Raw genomic sequence first — 22,536 nt, 5'->3', positions numbered from 1 at the left:
ATTAATTATTTATTTAATCAAAACTATGTATTAATGATTAAGTGCAAGAAATTTAGACCCCTACAAAAACCATACAAAGTTAAGAACGAAGTGAATTTCTGAGATCTTCAGCATCTTCTTTTTCAAAAAGTGTTTCTAAAATTTCTTTCATAACAGAGATGTTATCACGGTTAGTTTTATAAGTTTCATAAAGTTCTCGATGATTACGCAATAAAACTTTTATTTTATTTTCCTTTAGAATATGAAATTGTCCTGTGTACAAATCCAGAAGTACATGAGATTTTTTATTTGTCGCTAAAATACCTAAAACCCCAAATGCCATAGACATACTGATGGCATCATCTTGATGCTACAAATGCATCATTAAATAACAAAAACCTATCTACAATCTCAGAACGCACAAAATGTTTATCGCCAGAATAATTTGCTGCATTTAAAAATATTGAAGTACCATCATATAAAGCAAAATACAAAGCTCTTTTATGCTCTATATCTTGTAAAAATAGTTTATTGTTTTGATTTGTGGTCTTTCGGAATTTAATGGAATTATCAACAAAAGGCGCATTATTATAAAGTTCATGAAAAGTTTGAAAGAAACCTTGTTTAATATCATTTTCTAAAATTGCAGGTTTCAATAAACTTTCAATCGAAATAAGTTTAGGTTTTATCAGTTCACTCTCAAATTTGAGCTTAAACTGGTATTCTAAAAGACAATCCACTAAAATTGCCCTTATTCTATCATCATGCTTTCCTGTTACATCTGCACTATTTTTTTCTTTATATGAAGAGTGACTTCCCAATAAAAAATAATCGTTACCCGTTTTTTTAAGCACATCTAAATTAACTATAGCTTTACCTGTTTCTTTAAACGCTCCTGTATTTTCAGAAATCAAAAGCTGATTTATTCTTAAAACTATATTTGTTTTAGAATTATCAACAGGAAAAACACTATTTAAATAATCTAAAATTGCTTCTTCAAAAGGTTTATCAAATTTTGAAAGCACCTTTTTATTAAAAATACCTTTTTGGGCTATTCCAATATTATCCTTATAAACTCTATTATCGATTACTTCAGATACATAAAAATCTACTGCTTCAACTGGTTCATCCTTATTGGGCAATAACTTTACAATATGAAACTTCTTTTTTTGACCAAACGCTAAAATCGACACCAAACAAAAACCTATGAGTGTTACTTTTTTTAACATAATTATATATACTAATTTAATTTTACTACTGATTTAATAATTTCTGCCATTTTTTTGGCTCTATCGTTTACCTGTGCCTCAGTCCAAGATAATTTTATTAAGCAAGACATATTTCTTGCGATGTAATGGTCAGATTTAGAGAAGTCTCTGTTTTTAAGATTTTCTAAACCTTTTTTCACTTCCTTGGAAATTGGGTAAAGCGATTTTAAATGTTTTAAATGTTCCCATTCCCTGATATAATGCCAACTATTGTTGTAATAATTCCAAAATGCATCAACATCATTTTCTTTAAAGGCTTTTGAAACTTTATTTACAGTTTCTATATCTGGTAAAAAGAAATTTAAAAAAGCACAGCTTTCTACCCCGCCTTCTGGAACAGTTCTGAAAGTAACTTCTGGAATTTCAGCTAAGGCTTCTCTAATAATATTGAAGTTACGCTTTTGTATTTCCAAAAATTCTGGCAAGCGCTTTACTTGTGCTAATCCTACTGCAGCATGCAATTCTGAAATACGGAAGTTATATCCTAAGAAAGGATGTGTTTCTGCACCTCTATCATTACCAACATGATCATGACCATGGTCACTATAATGGTCGGCATTTATGTAATATTCTTTATTGTTTGTTATTACTGCTCCACCTTCCCCACAGGTTATGGTTTTCACAAAATCGAATGAGAAACATCCTAAATCTCCGATACTTCCTAAAGGTTTACCTTTATATGTTCCGCCAATGGCTTGACATGCATCTTCTACTAATAATACGTTATGTTTGTTGGCAACTGTTTGCAACGCATCCATATTTGCCATACTACCGCACATTTGCACCACCATAATGGCTTTTGTTTTTGGTGTGATGGCTTTTTCAACCGCATCTGGATTTAAGCCTAACGTATCATCAATATCTGTTAATACAGGAATGGCTCCTAAGATCATTATAGCTTCAAAACTTGCTACAAATGTAAAGGTTGGCATAATAACCTCATCGCCTGCACCTACCCCTGCTGCAGCTAGTGCAACGGATACTGCTGCGGTTCCGCTGGAAACGAGTTGCACGTGTTTGGATTTAAAGGTGTTTTGAAGTTCTGATTCTAATGCTTTCGCTTTCCAATGTCCATTACGCATACCATCAAAACCGTAGCGCATTAAAACACCATTGTCTAATACATCGTTTACTTCTTTTCGTTCTAAATCTCCAAATAATTCAAATCCTGGCATAATTGTATGGTCTTTTCTGTTGAAACGGACGCTGGTTCCGCGTTAGGGATTGAGGCATTTGTTGAAGCTCTCCCGATTTTTCATCGGGAAGCGACTGCCGAAAGCCCGACCCTTGTGGTAACGCCCAAATATTTTATATTTTTATTACGGTTTCTTCTATAGGTTTTCTAACTTTTTTGAAACTTGAGAACATATCATCTTCGGCACGATAACCTACAGGAAGAAGTAAAACTGATTTTAGTCCTTTTTCGTTTAGTCTAAGAATTTCGTCAAACTTATTTGGTAAAAAACCTTCCATAGGACAAGCGTCTACACCTTCAATGGCGCAAACAGTCATTAAATTACCTAGCGCTATGTAAGCTTGGTTGGTGGACCATTTTTGTCGCTCTTCTATGGATTTTCCTTCCATCATTTTAATAAGGTCTTCACGATAGGGTTTTAATATGGTTTCTGGCGTTTTTCGGATGGTTTTAATGTTGTTGTAATAGGTTGCAACATCTGTGTTTTCAATGTTATCTTGAATACATATTACCAATAAATGAGACGCATCTAATACTTGTTTTTGACCGTAAGAGGCTTCTACAAGAGGAATTCGGGTTTGCTTGTTTTCTATAACAACTAACTTGATGGTTTGTAACCCAAATGATGTTGCAGTTAGGTTAAATGCTTGTGATATAATATCTAACTTAGTTTTTGGTAGTGTTTTGATTGCATCAAATTTTTTTGTTGCATACCGCCACTTAAGCTGTTTTATTGTGTTCATTATAATATCTAAGTGTTTCTACAAAAATAAGGTTTGCAATTTTGTTTTTGTACTAATGGTGGATAAAATAAATGCATTGGAAAATACGCAAAATTTATTGTGAAAAAAGTAAGTTTTTATTTGATAGAATGAAAAAGGACGTTATATTTGCACCCGCATTCAAGCAAATAGCTTGATGAGGCACTCAAGGAGAAATGGCAGAGTGGTCGAATGCGGCAGTCTTGAAAACTGTTGAGGGTCACACCTCCGGGGTTCGAATCCCTCTTTCTCCGCGAAAAGTCCTACAAAAGGCAACAAAAACCCTCTAATCATTTGATTTAGAGGGTTTTTCATTTTATATGATTTCATTTGATATCATATAATATCATCCTAAAAGGGGCTAATTCGGTGTCACTTTATAAACTCAAAAAAGTTCCACCAAAGGTATATAAGTAATTGAATATAAGTTATTTATATTTATTTTAATATGGATATTTTTTAGTACATTGGTGGAAATCGATGCACTTTTAATTATGTCACTAGCAATTTCACTTCTATTTTATATCAAAAAAAGTAAAGCTGACCGTAACGGAAAGACCAATATATACCTAAGAATCACATTTGATGGACGACGCTCAGAATTTAGTATCCACCGCAAAACCCACATAGATTGGTGGAATTCCAAAGCTCAACTAGCAATGGGTAATTCGCCAGAGGTTCAAAATATCAATCAACATTTGAGTATTTTACGGAATAAAGTCTATTCCATTCAACAAAATTTTGAAAGAGAAAATGAGACTTATACAGCGACTGACATTAGGGATGTTTTACTAGGGAAAGACAAAAGCCAAAAAATGCTACTCGAGATATTTCAAGAACACAACGACAAAGTTGACAGTTTAATTGGGAAAGATTTTGCCGCAGGAACGGCAGAGCGATATCGCACGTGTAGAAAACACGTAGCAGACTATATTAAGAAGAAATACAAGAAAAATGACATCCCCGTAAAAGATGTAGACCATAAATTCATCACAGGTCTTGAATACTATCTTAAAACCACTCGCAAGTGTGCACACAACTCTGCGATTAAGTATATCACCAATTTTAAAAAGATTATCCGCATTGCTCACGCCAACGACTGGATTGATAAAGACCCTTTCTTGCATTGGAAAGCTAAACTCAAAATTGTAGAACGTGAATTTTTAACGGAAGAAGAAATTCAAAAGATTATTCAGCTAGAGCTGAAGATGGAACGGCTCGACCAAGTACGTGATATTTTTATCTTTTGCTGTTTCAATCTGGTCTGGCGTATGCTGATGTTAAAAAATTAAATAGAGGTGATATCGTTTTGGGTACTGATGGTGAGGAATGGGTAAAAACCAAACGCTCTAAAACAGATACTAGAAGTAATATCCCAATTTTACCCATTGCTAAAGTTGTCATCGAAAAGTACAAAGACAATGAGCTACTGAAAGAAAAGGATTTGGTACTGCCTGTTCTTAGTAATCAAAAAATGAATGCCTACATAAAAGAGATTGCAACTTTGGCAGGTATTACTAAAAACCTAACGTTTCATTTAGCACGACATACCTTTGCTACAACTGTAACGCTTACCAATGGCGTACCAATAGAATCCGTAAGCAAAATGCTTGGTCATACAAATCTAAAAACCACTCAACACTATGCTAAAATATTAGATATGAAGGTAAGTAAGGATATGGAAATTTTGAGGAATAAGTTTAAGTAGAGATTAAAGAGGCATACCATAGTCCTTATTTCTATTATCATATTTTCGCAAATTATCTTGCTGGCCAGAATTTGGCCTAGTGATTTCCTCTTTTATTTGAAGACCTTTCTGGACAAAATCACTAGCAGCTGTTTTCCAGTTTGTTATTTTAAGTCCTCTGCTCAGTTCCCAATCTCTGGCTTCGTAATATGCATAGAATTTTTTTCCTTTCATAGCTGACCAATTATTTTCTTTAAAAAAAATTAAAACAACCTGTTCATTTTTTGGCCTTGCCAGTTTATTTAAGTTTTCTATTGTTTTATGTTTATAAGAAGGTACCAGATTTTGGCCTGGTTCTGGGACGCAGTTAGCCAATTTTTGACCATCTGAGGTAAAAAAAATGGACATCTGGACTTTTGAACCTACGGCAGGATGATAAGATGGATAGTATCTTAAATAGCCCCAGTCATTAAGGTCTTTAAGATAATTGTGATAGGTCGTTTTTGATTTGAATTTCGCTTTTTCCATAATCCATTCCCTGTTTATAATTATGAACGTTTTAAAAAACTCTCGATTCCATTTCTGAAAGAATGTCAGGTACAATGTGATATGACCCTGTTTAATTCTATTGTCATTATTGAAAAGCTCAAAAGCCGCGTTGAGCTGAATGATGTAGTTGACCTTTTCCATTACTCATTCTTATCAATGAACTTCTTTGCTCTATATTTAACTTCTTTCTTTTCTTCAAAATATTTTTTTCTAAAATCAATTTTTCTTTGGGTGGTTCTGCTGCCTGGAAAAGAGCTTGCATCATAGCCATGGTCGGTTTGGTTTGCGATTTTTCAATATCTTTCATAATAGCGATCATTCCGTTTATTCGCTTTTTGATTAGAACGGAAATTCTGTTTTCCAGCGTTTCCATCCGTGGTCCTAAATGCTCTGTTGGGGAAATTCCATTTTCATTAAAAAGTCCATCATTAAGAGCAATGTCATCGATTGCGATTTTGAGAGCATTTTACTAAATTTTCTAAACTCAATCGCCACAGACCTTTTGATCTTTAATGTTTCAAACTTTTCTTTTTCAAATCCTTTATCCATAGTTTTAGTAAAATAATTGTCTATTTACGGTGACTGCCAAGTGTTTTTAGTAAAAAGTAGCGTTTATATCTAAATCTCAAAAAGCCTAAAAACTATACTAGACCCTATAAAATATGGGTTTATAGCGAAAATCGTATAATCGTAACAACGCGAAGCGTGTTACCCTCTTGCTATACGATTCCTTCATTTCATTTCAGGATCTTTATACTTTTCAACCTATGTTGAAAAGCTATTTTAGGCACTTTCAACACCATTACTTTTTTAGTAATAAAATGAAGTTACTTATTTTTAAGTAACTGACAATCATATAAATAAAATAATTTTCATATTCATTTTAGATGGTTTTATTTAATGTAGTTTGATATACTTTTCCTTTTGAAATCACCTACTTATTATATCTTGAGCGTTTTCCTTTTCTTTTGGTATTGAATTCTATGTCCTTTAATAATTACCAAGTTCATTTGTAGCAAAATGATACAGAATAAGCCTCAATTCAATTTCAATCACTTACTTCCCATAGCGCCATCGCCGTTACCTTTTCGGTAACCGAAACTAAAATTATGACTGAGTAAGAACTTATAAAAGTGAGTGAGCGAACGGTTATGCAGTTCGTCTCGGACAGAATTTTAAACTTTGTGAAGAAATAGGTTGTGGTAATCTTTTTGTCAGGCGAACGCTGTCGCTTTTTCTGCGACTGGGTTCAAGATAGTTTAGTGAACCTCTTTTCTCGGAATGAAGCTTTTTGCGAAATGCAGAGGAATGGGGTGAAACGGTTTGTAATATCTAAACAAATTATGTTATGAGCCCATTAAGAATGGTATTCGGCTCATAATTTGATTTAATATGAACCATTTTTCATCTTTTTATTTAAATTATTCTCTATTCAAAGGTGAAAAAACAAACTGCATACCTCTAAAATGACCTGATGGAATATTAGCAGCTTGATCGTATGTGTGTTGTTTTATTTGATACATCAATAGTTGATTGGTGTCTTTTAAATATTTTTTTAACAAATCTGTTCTGAAATAATTAAAATTTTCAGAATTTAATTCATATTCGGCATAATATTCTTGAAAACATTCTTCTAAACTAGAATCAAGTATCTTCGTGTTTGAAGAGTCTACAGTTAATTCTAGATGCTTACCAATGTTAGGCGCTGGAATATCGCATCTTAATGTTGGAATCTCTTTAGAATTAGTTTCCCATAAAAAATCAATTAATGTTTGTTCATATTCAAATTGACAGGTTTCGCTAATAGTTTCCGTAATCTCTTTTCCTATATCTTCAAAATTGAATTCGCCAGACTCTCTAACTTCAAAATGATTAATAACCCTAGTGATTTCTTTGGTCCCTTTTATTGGAAAGCTATGGGTATCTTTATTCTTGACAGGAATTGTATCAGCCCAATATAATTCTCCAAAATACGTATTTGATAAAGTGCCACTACTATAAAGGTCATCTTTCCAATCAAACTCTTTGTTTTCAATTTGCTCAATGTACTCTAATACTTGATCTTTATTTACGAAAAAGGAATGTGCTTGAATCCAAGATCTTGTTTTGTATTTTTCATCTAGCTTCTGATCGATAAAAGCGGAAAGTAAGGTATGGCCATTTTTAGTGTAAAGTGTTTCTAAAATATTGTAGTTAGGTTCGTTTACCCAATCCCCATTTTCTAAACTTCTATTTGCGAAAAAATCTGTTTGAATTACTCTTTCTGTATTTGGCGTGTTTTCATCATAGCTTGGTTCTATTTCTGTATCACTAAGCCTTTCATAATGTTTTTTGTACTCCGAGTTTTCTTCTTGCCAAACACCTAATTTATTTTGACTTAATAAATAGCCAGCATAGTTGAAGTATGCAATCCAGGAATATTTCTTTCCAAGTCTATCAACTTTTAACCTACTTCCAAGTAAACTGGCTCCTCCATAAAAGGAATCTTCTCTCCCTGCTAAACTATCGTCATTACTAATGTAACCAAGCCTTATAATTTCTTTGTAAATGTTTGCTGTATTTTCCACTCTTGTTTCGTGGTTAAGATTATCTAATCTTGGTATCGTATAATGAACGAAGTCTCCTGCTAAAGGATCAGGATTTGGACTTAGACTCCAGTTAGTTGCAATTGGTACAGCCTCTATATCATTTTCATCTATAACAAACCAATCGTCCTTAACAAAACTGTAGTTTGCTAAACGTTCTAAATTTAATTCGTCGAGATCGAAAACACCTTTAAGGACAGCTAAATCGATAATATGTTTATAAGAATCAATGATAATGTAGTTATATGTCGGCTGTTCTGGCTCTTCGGAAAATTGTAATTCATACAATTTATTTGCAATTATGCTTAATTCATTTTCAATAAAGGATTTATCATTTTGTAGTCTTAAACAAACTCCGTAGGTTACCAAAGCAATACGTTCGTTTATATAGAATCTATTTGTTTCGCTGTAGTAAATCAAATAGGTTAGTAATTGATCTGGGCGTATAGTAAAATAACTAATTAATAATTTAGTACTCTTATCTCTTAAATCTCTAATCGTAGTTTCTAGTAGCCATATTGCTAATTCTATAATTCCTTTACTAGAATCGTCGTCATTAGTAATTTCTTCAGGATTATTTTTAAAGTATTTAACAAACTCATTTAGGTCATAATAGTTATTGTATATGTAGTACGTCCAGGTAAAGTCAAGTTTATAGCTATCCGCTTTTAGCAAAATATCCTTGATAAATAAAAAATTTATATTTGATTCAGGATCATAAAAAGTTTCAGAAGCATCTATTAGTAATGTCCGTATCTCATCTTTAGAATATTCTTCTTGTTTTAATAAGTGAGTAATTACTTGGGTTTCTTCACTTATTTTAGTTCTCTGTAAATTAAGTAGTGTGAATTTTTTAACTACCTCTAGCCCGAGGTGACTTTGAAATATTAATGAATTAACGTCACTTTCAGTAATTAAAAATTTAAGAATATCATCTTTTAACTGATGGACTGCCCCAGATGTACCCAATATGTGATTTTTAAAAAAATCTGAATTTATAACATTGTCTACATTACCGTATTCATTTATTAGTCTTGAAGCTAGCAGATAACCTCCTACTTCTTGCTGAGTATGAATTATTACATCACGATTATTTATATTTTCATCTAAATAGATTAAATACTCTTGAAGCACTTGATGTCCGATGGTTTTTGATTTTGATCGCACGTTAGCGCCATCCATTTCTTCATAAAAAGATTTAATTGGTATATAGGCACTTAAAGAACCGAGCATTTTTTGAGATACTTTTTCGATACCTTCACTAACTAACTCTCCTGAGATCAAATCTAATTTTTGTGTAATCTCTGCTATTAAATTATCAAGATAATTGTCAAAAACCTGTTTAAAACCATTTAGCCCCAATTGCGCTTCAACTATATTTTCTCTGGCACCATTTAGCATTTTACAGTATAAGTCTAAAAATAATGGTGTTTTGAAGTAGAACACGTCAGATTGTATAAGTGATTCTGTTTTAATTCTGTATTCTGTAAAGTAGTAATGAATTAATCGGTTTAAATTTTCTCCCTTAAAACCGTTAAGTTGTATCTGTTCAAAAGGAATTTCTTTATTGCTCCAAATTCTTGAAATATAAGATGTTCTTAACGTTGCAATAAAAAACAGATAAGAATATTTTTCTAATTGCTCTATAAATTTTTCTAGGCTATTCTTCCATATCTCGCTAAAACCTTCGTGAGCAAAACTGGTTTCATTTAAACCATCAAAAATTAAGCTCACTCGACATCCGTTTTTTTACCGTAAGTATTTAATCTTTCTAAAACCTCTTCAAGCTCATATCCATTGGGAATTCGCAGTTGTTTCATTAATATAGTATCGAAACTATTTGGATCTCCACCGAAAGATTTACCACTTATTAATATGGATGGTCTATCCTTTTTTCTTAACTCTGTGTAGAGAAATGCAGAGAAATTAGATTTTCCCATTCCTGCATTTCCGTGAATAAATTTAACCTGAGTATCCTTTAGTTCAGATATTAGTCTATTTAAACTACTTATTTGTAATACAATTTCAGATAATCTTCTAAAAACTATTATAACTTGATATGTGTCAGTAGGTTCAACCTCTATATATCGCTTTTCTTCTTCATATTGATTTAAACGTTGAAAATCAAAACTCTCTGCTAATATGAGATTCGTATCATCTAACTCATCTAAAATTAGTGGTAGTGATTTTACATCTTGCCTCAATATTATATCAGCTCGACTTACCTGTTCTAGTAAGTTTTGACTTTTGTTTAGAAGGAACTCAAGTTGACTATGTTGTTTAGAATTGTTATTTACAGTAATGTTTTCAGTATCCAATAGATTTTTTAGGTCAGTATATTGTTCTACAAAATCTTCAATCCAATCTTTTAAAATTCTTAATTCGTTCAATATATAAATGAAATGGTCTGTGTTTAGAAGAATCTCATTTAAGAGGTTTCTTCCTGCATTTCTATCTTGATCTACAAATAAGTTAGAATTGTATTTTGCTGTGAATTCTTTAGTATAATGTTTGGTGTACAACTTATTAAAGTACCTCTCATTCACCCAGAATGGTAATCTTAATATTTTATAATTATTAATGGTGTTCTTTTGAAACCATCCTAAAAATATGTTACTCATTGTCATTGTAATAATTAATTGTATTTTTTTGGAACCAACCAGAAAATACATTTGTGGCATTTACAGTTTTGTTTGGTTTTAGAATTTTAAATTCTATTAATAAGCATACTGACAATAATACGATTGCGACAGACAAGTTTGTATAATCTGTACCACTAGCCATTTTATCCACAAAAAAACCAGTAGCAGTTTTCGCGAATTCACCATATTCCTGTGCTATTTTATTATAATCAGGCTTTGAACTTAAGGGCAGATTTGGTGCACCTAGTTCGTAAAAGATAAAGCCAATAGCAGCAATACCTGTTAACCTATAAAGCGCTCTTTTTCTTATAAAAAAGTTATATCCTAATATAAGTATGTGTCCTATTTTTTTTATCATATTAATTCCTTATTATTTTTACAGCAAATCGTATCGAGGCCATCAAAAACCTAATAGTTCAATTTTATTTTCTAGAAATTATTTAAAAATTTCCTTCTCTTTTCATGTTCAGCGTATTCAAGTTCATTATCTCTGCGACGTTTAATATGGTTTCTAATAGCCCTTGTTTTTATTCCCAACTTCATGTTTTCTACCAAAGTCAATAGTTTTTCCCATTTGGCAGCCCTTATAGCACCCACAATAGCATTTCCTTGATATACGACTTGGTTGTCGGTCCATTTGAGTTTTTTAAAACATTCCAAATCTTGATTCTTTAAGACATAAAATCGAAATGCTTGTTCAAATAAAGACTTCCTATTAGTATGAATAATATCGAATACAATTCGAATCATTTGTGTTTGTTCACTATACCTAGCAATTAAACTTAAAAGATATTTATCTGCCCTTTCGCTATTACTAGTAAGTGATTGGAAAAAAGCATTCGCAAAGTGTTCTGAGATAAAGTAATAATTTAAATCATTAGCCATAAATTCAATTACTTCATCTAATATTTCTTCTGAGTTAGCTAGTTTCCAAACTATTGACAGTTCTTTGTGGTCTCTGGCTCTTTCTTGAATGTCTTTTTCAAAAATTACTTTTATAAATTCTAACAAGAATTTATTATCTTTTTGAAGTATTGCTAACAAACACTTGCCATCGTAATCAAAGTGATGGTCGAATTCATCTTGTTGGATATAAGCTTTCTTTAGTAATTCGGTATCCGCAACTAGAGCAACTACTTGAATAAAAAATTCTTCGTGTAACCAAATTTTCATATTGTCTTCATCAATTCTTCTTACAATAATCTGTAATACTTTAATGAGGACTTCATCATCAAGTTTTTCATATTTTTTTAGTCGCTGAAATTGAATTCCAAAGTTTACCTTAATCGTGTTTAAGACCTTATAAAGTCTAGTGATATGCTTTTTTATAATCGATGCTTCAGGAAGACTGGTAAGTACCTCGAGCTTCCATCTTTCGTGTAGTTTTCTCGTTTTAATTGCTTTCCAAAATCGTTCTGCTAATTCTGGATTAACGGTCAAGCTATCTATTGCATTATAAGATATGGATACATCTGAACCAAACCTTCCCTCATCTTGAAGTTTTACAAATGCTATAAAAGTTGCAAACCCAATTTCACTATTATTTTTCAGATTAGCCTTTATAATAGCTTCACAGACATTAAATTGAGAATATATATTAATCTGATTCCACTCTAAAATTTCTCGATACTGTGAAATAAATTGGTTGACGCCTCTTTTTGTTTTAAAAGTTGATTTTTTAGCAATATCAGACTTTTTTAGCTCATCAAATTCTCGGTAATCTTCAAAATCGTAATCTTCTTTACCCCTGCGTCTATCCCAGTTTACTAGCTCGAACAAAGAATACGTTGGATGTTTGAAAGTTGATTTCAATCTATTAAAATCAGGATGACTATGTTTTACTTTTCTTGAAGAACGTATCATTTCTCGTACATAATAGCAATGACGAAACGATTTGTTTTTTAAATTAGAATCTATCCATGGAATTAAATAATCTAAATCGAAAGCAAAAGTGTATTTACTGTCTTTCTCGTGTGCTATTGAAAAATTTAGCATTACCTCAAACACCTCATTTGGATAGTCTCTGTAGAGGTTACAAAGTACATCTAATATTTTCCCACGAGATAGTTTAACCGAGGCAATATTGGAATCATCCTTTTTAGATTCCTTTTTGCTTTTATAGCTCCATCTCAGCCGCTTGAGCAATTTGTTTGAGATAGCAAAAAAGAAAGCGCTTCTAATCTTCCTTGTCCAGATTCTTCAATTAAGTAATCTACAAGAATTGTATATCTTTCGAAGTGATTGATGTAATCCTCATCAATAAAATAAATATTTTGGTCTATGTGGTAGATTAACTGTGATAGATGTTTTTGTTTCTTTTTGACAAATTGAAATGACAATTCGAGTGCATCCAATAAAAACATTGGATTTTTAAAAAAGTTTGATAATAGGTCTAAATGTTTTTCTCTTTTATTTGTACTAGTAAAATCATTAGTTTCATAATTCGTTTTTAATTCATCTGCTATTACAGTATCTAATGAGCTAATTCGTGCTTCTAAATATATTATACAATCATCAGGCAAAAATTCCCAAGCGAAATTATAAAAGCGAAATGCTTTTTCTTCTTCGGATTGAATAGTTGACCAATAAGAAGTAAGTGTAGGCTTAATTTCTTTGACTATAACTTCTTTTCCAAAATTTTGATGCATTGGGTAAACGGTATCCTTAAATCGGTATTCTAGTTGGTCAAAATAATTATTCCAAAGCGATACAAACGATAATAATTTGTCTTTAATGAAAACTTTATAGAAAAAGTAAGTAGAGAGATTTTGTTCGCAAATTCTAACGTGCTCATAATTCAGCTCAACCAAATCCAAACTGTGCAACCTATCAAATGCTTCTCTTAATTCATCACTAGAAATTGAAAAAGAATTCGCAACTGAATTTAGTAACTCATTATCATCATATGGTAACGTATGAAAAAAGGAAATAATACCTAATGTTTTTAATACGCGCTTATCCTTAAACGCATCTTCATCACTCACGAACGTTTCAAAATATTGTTCGAATAAATCTGCAACGTTATTAAGTGATTCAAGTTTATTTGTTTCTCTTGCAATTATAGCCATCATCACAGCTAAACGTGCATTACCTTTTGCTATATCATAAATTTTACGTTGATATTTTCCATTCCGAATTTCAAAAGGCTCTTGTTCTATAATGGCTTTAATCTCCTCATAATCAAAACCAGAAATTTCCACGATGGAATTTTTATATTCACTCATCCATTCACGGACATTATCTAGAGCATAATCTCGAACAGTTAAAACAAGTTTAAGTTTACCATGATTTAAACCTCTGTAAAAACCTAAAATTTGCTCAAATTTATCTACTCTATTCACATCATCAACCAGTAGAATGCTGTTATCATCTCCTTCAAAATAGGCTCCTAAATCGCCAATTAAATCTGCCCCTTTAGGTGAAATAGCGAAACTATTATAGTCTAAATGAGATTCAATGAACTTGCTAATTGATTGTAAAGCTAGCTTTGTTTTACCTACACCTGCTGGACCAGAAATAATAAGAATATCGTTATTTGCTAGTTTAGATTTAATGTCTTTAAGTTCTTCATCTCTATGAAGAAATACACCAGCTAATGGTGTTGCTAGTTTCTGTTTTCCATTGTCATATTCTTCAACAAACTTGTTCATTGAAACAACTTGCCCAGTATCGAGTGGAAGCCCTAAATAATCGCGTGCGATATTCTTATGATGCAAAAATATTTCAGTTGCTAATACATCAAGACTGTAATGCATTGGAACTGTCCCCTGAATTTCGACAGCTTCTTTGTTAACCTCTTCAATCTCTACAGCTTTAAGATTTGCGTTATAGCATAGAATAATCTCTTGAATTTTATTGATTGGAATCTCCGTTTTATCAACATCTAAACAACCAGAAATATCACTTTTGAGCTTATTTAATAGTCTTTTTCCTTTGTGTTCAGTTGTAGTAGATTCTACAAACAAATAAAGTCCATTTGGCATTTGGATAAAAGAATCAGGTGTACCTCTAGTAGTTTTCTGCTTTACGTCATGAGCTCCTGTACGTGAATATGCTTTATATCCTCTATTCCTTAAACTTAGAAAGCAATCACAAAGTTCTTGAAATTCAGTCTCATTAAAATTTTTAAGCCTCTCTTTTATGGTAGATAGTTGATTCATTCTTTAGCCACTATTCTATTCTCTTTATTTCTTTTTGGATTGCTTTGATTATATTTTCAGGTATCTCTAATTCCCCAGCTACCTCTATCCATCTTGGAATCAATGACTGCACATCCTCAATAATTCCTTTAGGATTTTTAATGACAAATTCTTCCGCAATAGTTAGCAAGTCTTTTATAGTAATCTCTGTCCGCTTTCCATTAATAGACAATGCTCGTGAGGTAGTTTTAAATGTAAATAGTGGGTTGAGTGCATACGTCAAATCATATGCGGGTGCTAAATTCCAACTATTCTTTTCTTTGTTATAGATAAAACTGTGGTTCTTTAAGTGGTCGTCTACATTTCTAAATACAATATTAAATACCATGCGCTTAAACAGTTGCTGTAAATCTTTATGAGGCACTTCCAATCCTAAGGCTACTTTAAAAACATTTTCGTAAGACGAGTTTTCTGGTTGACTTTTAAAATCCCAACCTGTTAAACCTGTTACGGTTAATACGTGCTGTTTTTCTCCGTGTTGTCTATCATATCTATGTGTGGCGAAGTGCTTATTTTCTATCAGCTTAGAATGCATCATATCAACACCTGCTTCTTGCGCTAATAAATAATAGGCGTATTCTACTTTTTCTTTATTGTAGCCATCGCTATAATCAAGGTGTAGCTTTACTAGATAGTGATTGTAGTCGGCGCTTGTTTCTCTATCGCCAGCTATGATTTTACCAGTTTCTTTATGCTCAGATATTAAAATTTTTGGTCTAGCGCCACCTGCAGAAGTTCCTATTTTAAAAACATTAAGCAAAGACAATTCATCAAGGGAAGTACCAGACGTATCCTCTTTTAATTTTAAAACTTTCTCTAAAATAGCAATTACGTCATCGATATTTATAGATGTGGTATTTGGTAGTTCTTTAACAGGTTTGTATTCCAAAGTACCCATACCACGGTCAGCCACGTAAGCAAGCTGCTCCAAAGGGGTTACTTTCTGAATACCTCTAGCTGTTAACCATTCTTGAAAAATGATATTACCAAAGGTATCTGGTAATGAATCTGCTATCATAGGCGGTAAACCTTGAAACGTATCCTGTTGGTATTCCGTAAATACCTGCGCTGGTTTGGTACGTTTAAAAATAAATGGAAAGAGCTTTGAGTACTTGCCAGATTCCAAAAATTCAGGATTATATTGAAAAAAAGACTTGCCCTGATCTATATCATAGCCTAACTTGCCAATCTCTTGGCCAAATGCAATAATATCTATGATTTTATCTCTAGCCATTTACTTAATACAGTGAAATGTCATTTTGGTTAACACTAACTTTATCTATTTCGTTGACTATAGATTGCAATAATCCAAAATGATTTGCTACTTTTAAAACATTATCGAGTGTAGCATTTTTACCATTCTCGATGTTTTGAATAGTGGTGCTTGAGACATCAAGCACTTCCGCAAGTTCGTCTCTAGAGAGCTCATTTGATTTACGAAGTGCCTTACACACCTCGCCAATCTTAACTTTCACATCTTTTATTGTAGTAACCTCTAACATATTATACCAATATAATGGTTAAATATAGGTATTTAAATTTATATTTACCATTATAATACCAAATATATTGTTTTATAGTATTACTATTCTGAGCTTTATCGTATGAAAGTAGAGGGATTCAACTTTAGTAAACTTTCGAGAAAAGCATTAAATATTGCTACTTTACTCGAAAGTTTACTATACTAAGTTTTGCAAACCATTCTTATTTGGTTCAGCGATTCATAATACGATAAACAAAATAAAATTCCCCATATTTCTTAAACATCACGGATTGTTTCATTTCTTTAAGGTATTGTTCTCTGAATTGGAAATACAGTCGATGTACTAAAAAATGTGTGTCGATAATTTCGACACATTATAAGTATATGTCGAAATTTTCCCATTCCATAGACATACATTTGCAACTTATAATATTGATTATACTCAAATGGCCACAAATAGTCCTGTATTCGAAGAAAATTCACAAACTTTTGTTAAAAAGGGGCGAATTCGGTGTCACTAAATTTTGAAGGTCATTTTAAGCCCTGTAAATACTGTAAAATTGAGAATTTGGATAGTTCCTCTTTCTCCGCAAAAAGCCTTGTAATCAATTGATTACAAGGCTTTATTTTTTTAGTTGACAATATCGTTGACAGTTCTCTCGAAATTAAGACTAATCTACCTCATTAATAAAAGTCTTTACAAAGTCTTTCATTTTTTCGGTTATTCTGATGCTTATAGATTCTCATTGCAGAACACTTGGTTGCTTTTCTAATGCTTCTGTTGCCATTCTTCCCGTGAAAAGAAAATCATTTATGATGCTTTCTACCTTATCCTGTTTTAATGTTTCTGCTTTACTTAAATCTTTTACTTTAATCAATCCTAACGTTGAAGATATTTCGTTCAGTTTAGTACCTGGATAAGGAACCGCACAATAAAATTGTACAAAATTTAGTTTTGACTTAACTGTCATTTCAATTGGTTTTTCAATGGAAGCAGCGCTATCATGAAGTTGACCTAAAATGATATGACCTATAGATATTATCCCGTATTTATCTAATAGGTTTATTGCATTATAATTCGGTTATTGATATATTTTTCTCAACATTACCTAAAACTCTCTACTTTTTCTTACACAATTACAAATCAATTCCTTAAAAAAATTATATTTGGGTAAACATGAATATTTTATGAAAGCAAAAAAACCTTTTTTTTCGCAATTATTTTAATCATTTGTTCCGAAAGTGCTGTTTTTTCACAACAAATATTAAATCCTCTGGAACCTATAGACCTTAAAGAAGAATGGGTAAACAATAGGCCTATTAATGGAGAAAAGAGAGTTGGCATTTTGTCTTACACTGAATTAAAATCTATAAACCCTGACTATTTAACGGTATTAATTCCCAAAACAGATTATAATTTTTTATGCTTATCAATTGTTTCTTTAGATGGCAGGTATTCTGCAAAATTAAATTATGATATAAGTGAAGAAAAATCAGGTTTGGTTAAACTTCATTTTCCAACAAAACATAAATCTAAACTAAAAAAATATTCGCCAGAAGAAATAACAATTCTAGCAAGTATCGGATCTGAATGTGAAGAATCACCGAATCTATTTGTCCTAACAACATGGGATAAAGACGTATCTAGTGAGTTTTTCATAGTCTATATTAATTCTAGAGATCAATCTAGTATAATAGCTATTAAAGAAAATGATATTGTATTTGATAAAGATTTTAAAAAAATAAACTCTAAAAACCATTTAAAAGTATCCTATAATCAATACTGTAAAATTCCTGTTAAATATATTGATCCAAATATTGAACTATTCGTGAGAGAAAGAAACAGAAATTCAATTAATGATATTGAACTTACCATAAAAAAATGAAAACAATTTTTCAATATATTAATAAGTTCAAGGTTGTTTTTATATCTATTTTCACAATAGCGATTGCTTTAATTACTTTAATAATTTTAGCGTTTCAAATTTCAAATTCATCTTTACCAACAACATACAACATCACTGCTCAAACAGAGTCGATAGAGTTCTTTACAGAAAAAATGGATTCAAGATGGAGTTTCAATGATGCCTTGATTATAGAAAATTATAAAGACACTATCACTTATACTGGCTCCATCTCTATAGGGTCATTAGTAGATGTGTCGGTAGAAAGAATTTCAAATGGGTCTCTATATATTAAATTGATAAAGGAAGAAGGAAGTGCAGGTGATTATATTGGTTACAATGATGAATTTATTAGAAAAGCTCCAAAAAGATTAGAAATTTATATTAGAGACATCGCCCAACGGTGTAGCAGAGGTGAGACAATTATTCTACCAATTATAGGTCTAAATTCGCAAATAAATTCAAGTAGACCTGTTGGCTTTGAAACGTATACATCTGTTCCTATATTAAAATCAGGTAAAGTTAGTCTTCTAAACCGATCTATGGATGGTAATAATATTTATCAAGCGGGTGAGATAACCCTTAATACGGGTGACCAATTTATAGTTGAAAAATTGAATAGTCCTAACTATGGCTTTATTTCAGTCGATGAGAAACCTGCTTTAACCTTTGTTAACCGCTTATCAGGTGATGGTGCTAAAATAATTAGACCTGGTGGTAGTAGTTATCCTGTAAAGTCGTCCTTATTGGACAAATTTCTTTACGATGACTTTTTTAGAGGAACATCATTAATTTTTACTGGTTTAATTGCTATCATTTCAATTTTAAGCTTTTGTTTAGAATTACTTGATTATTACAAAAATGAAAAGAAATGAATCGAACAAGCTTTTTTTAATTCTACTTTTCTTTTCAATAAGCATTATAAATGCTCAAAGACCTGTTTACCTTAAGACAAGCTCCAAAATTGGAAAAGGTTTAGTATGGACTAAAAACAAAGAAACGTTCATTATTTGCCCATACCATGTCGTTAATAATTTGACTACAAAGGATTTAATATCCGTTACAGGAATGAGGTCTATAAGTTCTTCCTCTTTAAGTGCCAAAATAGTTAGACAATATGAAGATTATGATTTAGCAATTTTAAGAATTGACGAAGGTAGACTTTCATCAAGCGGATGGGAAAGATTAAATGTTTCAATTCCTGATAATTCAGAAGGGGTTTTGACCTATTGTGAAAGAGACGGAAGTGTTAGTGCGTTACAGGTAAATATTGTGAAGTCCGGCACGGAATATATATATATAATGCCTAAGCAAGGTGAAGAAAGTTTGTATAAAGGCTTAAGCGGAGCAACATTGCGCTATGCAGGTAAAGTAGTAGGTATGCTACAAAGTGTAAATGCGGAAAATGGTCAAGGAAAAGTTTTGAAAAAAGAAGCAATTATGGGGGTTACTTATGCCTTTTTCAATGCAGATTTTAGTGTGGAAACTTTAACAACAGCAGAGAAAAATAAGATTTTTGAAAATTATATTGAGAGAACTATTATGTGCATACCTCTTTCTAGAGGTTGTACATTTTCGCAAGAAACTTTGTTAACTGATTCCAAGTTAAGAAAACTTAGTTTAAATAAATTATATGTAGGAGAAAACGAGGATGATTTTTATCAGACCATTGACCTTGAAAAAATACGATCTTCTACTTTCCCTGCCAAAAATCAACTATTCTTCTACCGTAGAGTTGGAGCAAATAAGTTATATGTTCAAGGCGAGTATGGCAATGGAGAAAGAAGTAAAGCAGTTTCTATAGAAGCGCGGACAATAAACAATCTAAACGGTACATTTGGTTTTGGTGAAGGGTATATAATGACTCCACTTAAAGTTCAAAAGGATAATGATTTTAGAGTTCTTGTAGCTCCCAACTTTACTTTTACTCCTATTGTTCCTTTTGGTACAGTAACCTTGGAGTATGCATTTGATAAAAAAGGATTCTTTATTGATAAACCAAAGAGAGAGGGGGCTTATCCTTTGCATACAATAAAAGCCCCTGAAACTGCAAAAAATTTATATCTAAGGTTTACGCTTTATGATGGTCAAATGATTGGGCCTTTTGAATATCAGTTCAAAAATTGGCAACATTATAGAATGGACATGAGTAAACAAAAAATATTAATGTCAATGAATCACAGACTAATAGATTGCCACAGAGTAAACCCAAAACCTGCAAAATTAAACTTAAACCCTAAGACTCCATCAGACCGAATGAAGGTAATAATGAATGATCAAAAAATCCAGCTCTGGAAAACTCGACTAGACATGCTAAACTTATCGTTTGAAGATAATCAAGAATTTCCTATTGTGGCGTGCTGTTCAGCTCAACCTGATGAAGCTAAAAATCCTTATAATGCTATTGTGCTTTCAACTTCCGATTGGAAAGCTGTAAGCTCCATAAAATCTGGAACCAATCGTAATAAACTAGAAATAGTGAGTTTAATTAGGGTAAGGGATGACAGTAGACGAAAAACTTTTAAATGGCAAGAAGTATACCCAGAGTCTACAACATATACTTATATTCAATTCATTTTCTTTGATAGGTCTTTAAGTCCTATATATAAAATTGCAGTTCAAGATATTAAATGAAAATAAAATTATTAATATTCGCTTTTATTTTAACATTCTCAAACATTATTTCTTTTTCTCAAAATAGTGTTATAGTGGAAGCCACAAATTTTGGGCTGGGTATTGCAAGAAATGCTAAAAATCAAAATTTTATTATCGCGCCTAAAAGTATTTTTGCTGATTTTGACAAAGAAGCCTTAGTTACTTTGATTGGTAAATCGCAAACTAAAGCAATGAGAGTTAATGACTACTACAATAGTGAATTGGTAATTCTAAAAGCGACCACTAATAATTTCAATATGGAAACTTTAGATTGGATCAATGAGGAAATTATTGATTATACAAACGGTTATACTTTTAAAGGTACATTAGCTATTATAAAAAAAGATCAAAGTATAGTAAACCACCCTGTTTTAATAAAAAATGTAGGAGAAAAGTATATTACAGTTTCGCCCAAGGGCAATATAACACTAACTTCCATGATGCTAGGTGGTATTTTAAAGTTGAATGACGTAATCGCAGGAATGCTGACCAATATAGATGAAGATGGTAAATTAGGTGATGTTATAAAGATTGGTTCATTAAAAGAAATGACGGATTCATTTTTTGATACTTCGTCTAAAAAAGAAAAGGATGCCTTAAAATTGCTTGATGACCTTGAAAAAGCATATAGGAGCTTTGGCTGCAGGCGTTGATAAAGAACAGCTGTACATTTAGTGCCAAGTTAATTACAACTTTCAATGATTTATTGACTACCGACCTTGCTAAGTTCAATAAACTTTATTATGGAGAAGATCGAAACAATCTATCGGGAACAATTGATTTGAATTCTTTAGTAAAAGATTATTACAATAATAAAAACTCCATTTATATTCCCAAACGTATAGGGTCAAAAAAGATGTATTATCAATATGAGTTTACAGACCTAAGCAAAAGCAAAATCTATGAAGTTGTAAATGTAAACAGTCAAACTGTTAATGAGGGAGTTGGTTATGAAATGAAACCTGTAAAACGTAAAAATGGAATAGACCCATCGGTTTTCGTTGGTCCACATAATTCACCCATTATTCCAGCAAGCCCTGCATCTTCTAAATTTGTGCTATATTCTTTCAACGGGATTGATTATGTTGAACTACCGCCCGTTATTAATAAAACAGGATTATACTCAATCTTTGAAATTCCCTCTAATACTACTTCGGAAAAATTATACCTTAAATTCATTTTATCAGGTAATAGAGTTTTAGGGCCTTTTGAGTATAACTTTAAAAATTGGGACTTATTTGAAAAAGAAAATGCAAAACTAGAACTAATAAAGTCTATTAATTCTAGTGCTTTTGAATGTTATAAAATTGGCAAAAGACCAGAAATTGATGCTTCAATAACGGATAGACAGGAAAAGAATATAAACTATAACCGACAAAAAGCCTGGGATCGTATTATTTACTCAAAAAAATTGTCTTTTGTAGACCACGACAAGTTCCCTTCAATTGTTTGTAAATGTAAAGAAAATAACACCAGTAAAAAGCACTCGGAAAGCTGTAAAAAACATAAAATCAGGCTCTGATAAAAATAATCTACAGGACATATTCTTGGTTAAGAAAAACGTCAAGGAGTCATATATTTCGTCCATAAAAAAAAATTATGTTAATGAAACTTATATAATATGGGAAG

At 31.8% G+C, this 22,536-nt stretch carries 20 protein-coding genes, 1 tRNA gene and 1 pseudogene; 8 read left to right on the top strand and 14 right to left on the bottom strand.

Going from position 1 to position 22,536, the window contains the following annotated elements; all coding sequences use genetic code 11:
* Window positions 1-79: 79 nt before the first annotated feature.
* The 4 genes from AC0L5U_RS01705 to AC0L5U_RS01690 all read right to left on the bottom strand — a co-directional run bounded on the left by AC0L5U_RS01705 (window position 80) and on the right by AC0L5U_RS01690 (window position 3,185).
* Window positions 80-322, bottom strand: a complete 243-nt coding sequence (locus AC0L5U_RS01705; protein ID WP_473414384.1) for a hypothetical protein — start codon at window positions 320-322, stop codon at window positions 80-82.
* A 16-nt stretch (window positions 323-338) separates the two neighbouring features.
* Window positions 339-1,208 carry a hypothetical protein gene (locus AC0L5U_RS01700; RefSeq protein WP_473414383.1) on the bottom strand — a complete coding sequence of 290 codons (870 nt, stop codon included), beginning with the start codon at window positions 1,206-1,208 and terminating at the stop codon, window positions 339-341.
* Window positions 1,209-1,219: 11 nt separating this feature from the next.
* Window positions 1,220-2,422: a DegT/DnrJ/EryC1/StrS family aminotransferase gene (locus AC0L5U_RS01695; protein ID WP_473414382.1), complete on the bottom strand. Its 1,203-nt coding sequence runs from the start codon at window positions 2,420-2,422 to the stop codon at window positions 1,220-1,222.
* A 133-nt stretch (window positions 2,423-2,555) separates the two neighbouring features.
* Window positions 2,556-3,185, bottom strand: a complete 630-nt coding sequence (locus tag AC0L5U_RS01690; RefSeq protein WP_473414381.1) for an NAD(P)H-dependent oxidoreductase — start codon at window positions 3,183-3,185, stop codon at window positions 2,556-2,558.
* Between the two features lie 188 nt (window positions 3,186-3,373).
* Here AC0L5U_RS01690 and AC0L5U_RS01685 point away from each other — a divergent pair.
* From AC0L5U_RS01685 to AC0L5U_RS01675, 3 genes are all read left to right on the top strand, one after another.
* Window positions 3,374-3,457: transfer RNA gene (locus tag AC0L5U_RS01685), tRNA-Ser, on the top strand.
* 240 nt (window positions 3,458-3,697) lie between these two features.
* Window positions 3,698-4,495, top strand: coding sequence for a phage integrase SAM-like domain and Arm DNA-binding domain-containing protein (locus AC0L5U_RS01680; RefSeq protein WP_473414380.1), 798 nt, complete (start codon window positions 3,698-3,700; stop codon window positions 4,493-4,495).
* Entirely contained in the window at window positions 4,450-4,911 is a 462-nt protein-coding gene (locus AC0L5U_RS01675) for a site-specific integrase (RefSeq protein ID WP_473414379.1), read from the top strand. The genes AC0L5U_RS01680 and AC0L5U_RS01675 overlap by 46 nt, the downstream gene beginning before the upstream one ends.
* Before the next feature lie 3 nt (window positions 4,912-4,914).
* On the opposite strand, the gene AC0L5U_RS01670 is transcribed toward AC0L5U_RS01675, so the two are convergent.
* The 10 genes and pseudogenes from AC0L5U_RS01670 to AC0L5U_RS01625 form a co-directional block, all read right to left on the bottom strand.
* Complete coding sequence (locus AC0L5U_RS01670; protein WP_473414378.1) at window positions 4,915-5,418, bottom strand: hypothetical protein; 504 nt, start codon at window positions 5,416-5,418, stop codon at window positions 4,915-4,917.
* Window positions 5,419-5,536: 118 nt separating this feature from the next.
* Window positions 5,537-5,904, bottom strand: a pseudogene (locus AC0L5U_RS01665) (BfmA/BtgA family mobilization protein).
* Window positions 5,905-6,860: 956 nt separating this feature from the next.
* Window positions 6,861-9,758: a hypothetical protein gene (locus tag AC0L5U_RS01660; RefSeq protein ID WP_473414377.1), complete on the bottom strand. Its 2,898-nt coding sequence runs from the start codon at window positions 9,756-9,758 to the stop codon at window positions 6,861-6,863.
* The gene (locus AC0L5U_RS01655; RefSeq protein WP_473414376.1) at window positions 9,755-10,645 is read right to left on the bottom strand and encodes a hypothetical protein; all 891 of its coding nucleotides are present in this window, start codon (window positions 10,643-10,645) and stop codon (window positions 9,755-9,757) included. The genes AC0L5U_RS01660 and AC0L5U_RS01655 overlap by 4 nt, the downstream gene beginning before the upstream one ends.
* A complete protein-coding gene (locus tag AC0L5U_RS01650) occupies window positions 10,638-11,024 on the bottom strand; it encodes a hypothetical protein (protein WP_473414375.1) in 387 nt (128 codons plus the stop codon). Before AC0L5U_RS01650 ends, AC0L5U_RS01655 begins: the two co-directional genes overlap by 8 nt.
* Before the next feature lie 71 nt (window positions 11,025-11,095).
* The gene (locus AC0L5U_RS01645) at window positions 11,096-12,811 is read right to left on the bottom strand and encodes a hypothetical protein (protein ID WP_473414374.1); all 1,716 of its coding nucleotides are present in this window, start codon (window positions 12,809-12,811) and stop codon (window positions 11,096-11,098) included.
* The gene (locus AC0L5U_RS01640) at window positions 12,796-14,826 is read right to left on the bottom strand and encodes an nSTAND3 domain-containing NTPase (RefSeq protein WP_473414373.1); all 2,031 of its coding nucleotides are present in this window, start codon (window positions 14,824-14,826) and stop codon (window positions 12,796-12,798) included. The genes AC0L5U_RS01645 and AC0L5U_RS01640 overlap by 16 nt, the downstream gene beginning before the upstream one ends.
* A gap of 10 nt (window positions 14,827-14,836) precedes the next feature.
* Window positions 14,837-16,099, bottom strand: a complete 1,263-nt coding sequence (locus AC0L5U_RS01635) for a type II toxin-antitoxin system HipA family toxin (RefSeq protein ID WP_473414372.1) — start codon at window positions 16,097-16,099, stop codon at window positions 14,837-14,839.
* Between the two features lie 4 nt (window positions 16,100-16,103).
* Window positions 16,104-16,319: a helix-turn-helix transcriptional regulator gene (locus tag AC0L5U_RS01630; RefSeq protein ID WP_473414371.1), complete on the bottom strand. Its 216-nt coding sequence runs from the start codon at window positions 16,317-16,319 to the stop codon at window positions 16,104-16,106.
* A gap of 772 nt (window positions 16,320-17,091) precedes the next feature.
* Window positions 17,092-17,319: a hypothetical protein gene (locus AC0L5U_RS01625; protein ID WP_473414370.1), complete on the bottom strand. Its 228-nt coding sequence runs from the start codon at window positions 17,317-17,319 to the stop codon at window positions 17,092-17,094.
* A 375-nt stretch (window positions 17,320-17,694) separates the two neighbouring features.
* On the opposite strand from AC0L5U_RS01625, the gene AC0L5U_RS01620 reads away from it, so the two are divergent.
* From AC0L5U_RS01620 to AC0L5U_RS01600, 5 genes are read left to right on the top strand one after another with little or no spacing between them, the layout of a single operon-like run.
* A complete protein-coding gene (locus AC0L5U_RS01620; protein WP_473414369.1) occupies window positions 17,695-18,234 on the top strand; it encodes a hypothetical protein in 540 nt (179 codons plus the stop codon).
* Window positions 18,231-19,127 (top strand): hypothetical protein, encoded by an 897-nt coding sequence (locus tag AC0L5U_RS01615; RefSeq protein ID WP_473414368.1) that lies wholly within the window; start codon window positions 18,231-18,233, stop codon window positions 19,125-19,127. The genes AC0L5U_RS01620 and AC0L5U_RS01615 overlap by 4 nt, the downstream gene beginning before the upstream one ends.
* Window positions 19,114-20,886, top strand: coding sequence for a hypothetical protein (locus AC0L5U_RS01610; protein ID WP_473414367.1), 1,773 nt, complete (start codon window positions 19,114-19,116; stop codon window positions 20,884-20,886). Before AC0L5U_RS01615 ends, AC0L5U_RS01610 begins: the two co-directional genes overlap by 14 nt.
* A complete protein-coding gene (locus AC0L5U_RS01605) occupies window positions 20,883-21,560 on the top strand; it encodes a hypothetical protein (protein ID WP_473414366.1) in 678 nt (225 codons plus the stop codon). Before AC0L5U_RS01610 ends, AC0L5U_RS01605 begins: the two co-directional genes overlap by 4 nt.
* Window positions 21,557-22,429, top strand: coding sequence for a hypothetical protein (locus AC0L5U_RS01600; RefSeq protein WP_473414365.1), 873 nt, complete (start codon window positions 21,557-21,559; stop codon window positions 22,427-22,429). Before AC0L5U_RS01605 ends, AC0L5U_RS01600 begins: the two co-directional genes overlap by 4 nt.
* The last annotated feature ends 107 nt before the right edge of the window (window positions 22,430-22,536 follow it).

The organism is Jejuia sp. G7-7, from assembly GCF_055808955.1.
The sequence above is the reverse complement of the archived record's forward strand: the minus strand, read 5'-3'. Positions and strand labels throughout refer to the sequence as shown.

Bases quoted from the DNA above. Each gene is read 5' to 3' on its own strand.
- AC0L5U_RS01705 (WP_473414384.1), bottom strand. From the start codon at position 322: ATGGCATTTGGGGTTTTAGGTATTTTAGCGACAAATAAAAAATCTCAT.
- AC0L5U_RS01670 (WP_473414378.1), bottom strand. From the start codon at position 5,418: ATGGAAAAAGCGAAATTCAAATCAAAAACGACCTATCACAATTATCTT.
- AC0L5U_RS01625 (WP_473414370.1), bottom strand. From the start codon at position 17,319: ATGACAGTTAAGTCAAAACTAAATTTTGTACAATTTTATTGTGCGGTT.
- AC0L5U_RS01700 (WP_473414383.1), bottom strand. From the start codon at position 1,208: ATGTTAAAAAAAGTAACACTCATAGGTTTTTGTTTGGTGTCGATTTTA.
- AC0L5U_RS01615 (WP_473414368.1), top strand. From the start codon at position 18,231: ATGAAAACAATTTTTCAATATATTAATAAGTTCAAGGTTGTTTTTATA.
- AC0L5U_RS01605 (WP_473414366.1), top strand. From the start codon at position 20,883: ATGAAAATAAAATTATTAATATTCGCTTTTATTTTAACATTCTCAAAC.
- AC0L5U_RS01655 (WP_473414376.1), bottom strand. From the start codon at position 10,645: ATGAGTAACATATTTTTAGGATGGTTTCAAAAGAACACCATTAATAAT.
- AC0L5U_RS01610 (WP_473414367.1), top strand. From the start codon at position 19,114: ATGAAAAGAAATGAATCGAACAAGCTTTTTTTAATTCTACTTTTCTTT.
- AC0L5U_RS01640 (WP_473414373.1), bottom strand. From the start codon at position 14,826: ATGAATCAACTATCTACCATAAAAGAGAGGCTTAAAAATTTTAATGAG.
- AC0L5U_RS01635 (WP_473414372.1), bottom strand. From the start codon at position 16,099: ATGGCTAGAGATAAAATCATAGATATTATTGCATTTGGCCAAGAGATT.
- AC0L5U_RS01690 (WP_473414381.1), bottom strand. From the start codon at position 3,185: ATGAACACAATAAAACAGCTTAAGTGGCGGTATGCAACAAAAAAATTT.
- AC0L5U_RS01695 (WP_473414382.1), bottom strand. From the start codon at position 2,422: ATGCCAGGATTTGAATTATTTGGAGATTTAGAACGAAAAGAAGTAAAC.
- AC0L5U_RS01650 (WP_473414375.1), bottom strand. From the start codon at position 11,024: ATGATAAAAAAAATAGGACACATACTTATATTAGGATATAACTTTTTT.
- AC0L5U_RS01680 (WP_473414380.1), top strand. From the start codon at position 3,698: ATGTCACTAGCAATTTCACTTCTATTTTATATCAAAAAAAGTAAAGCT.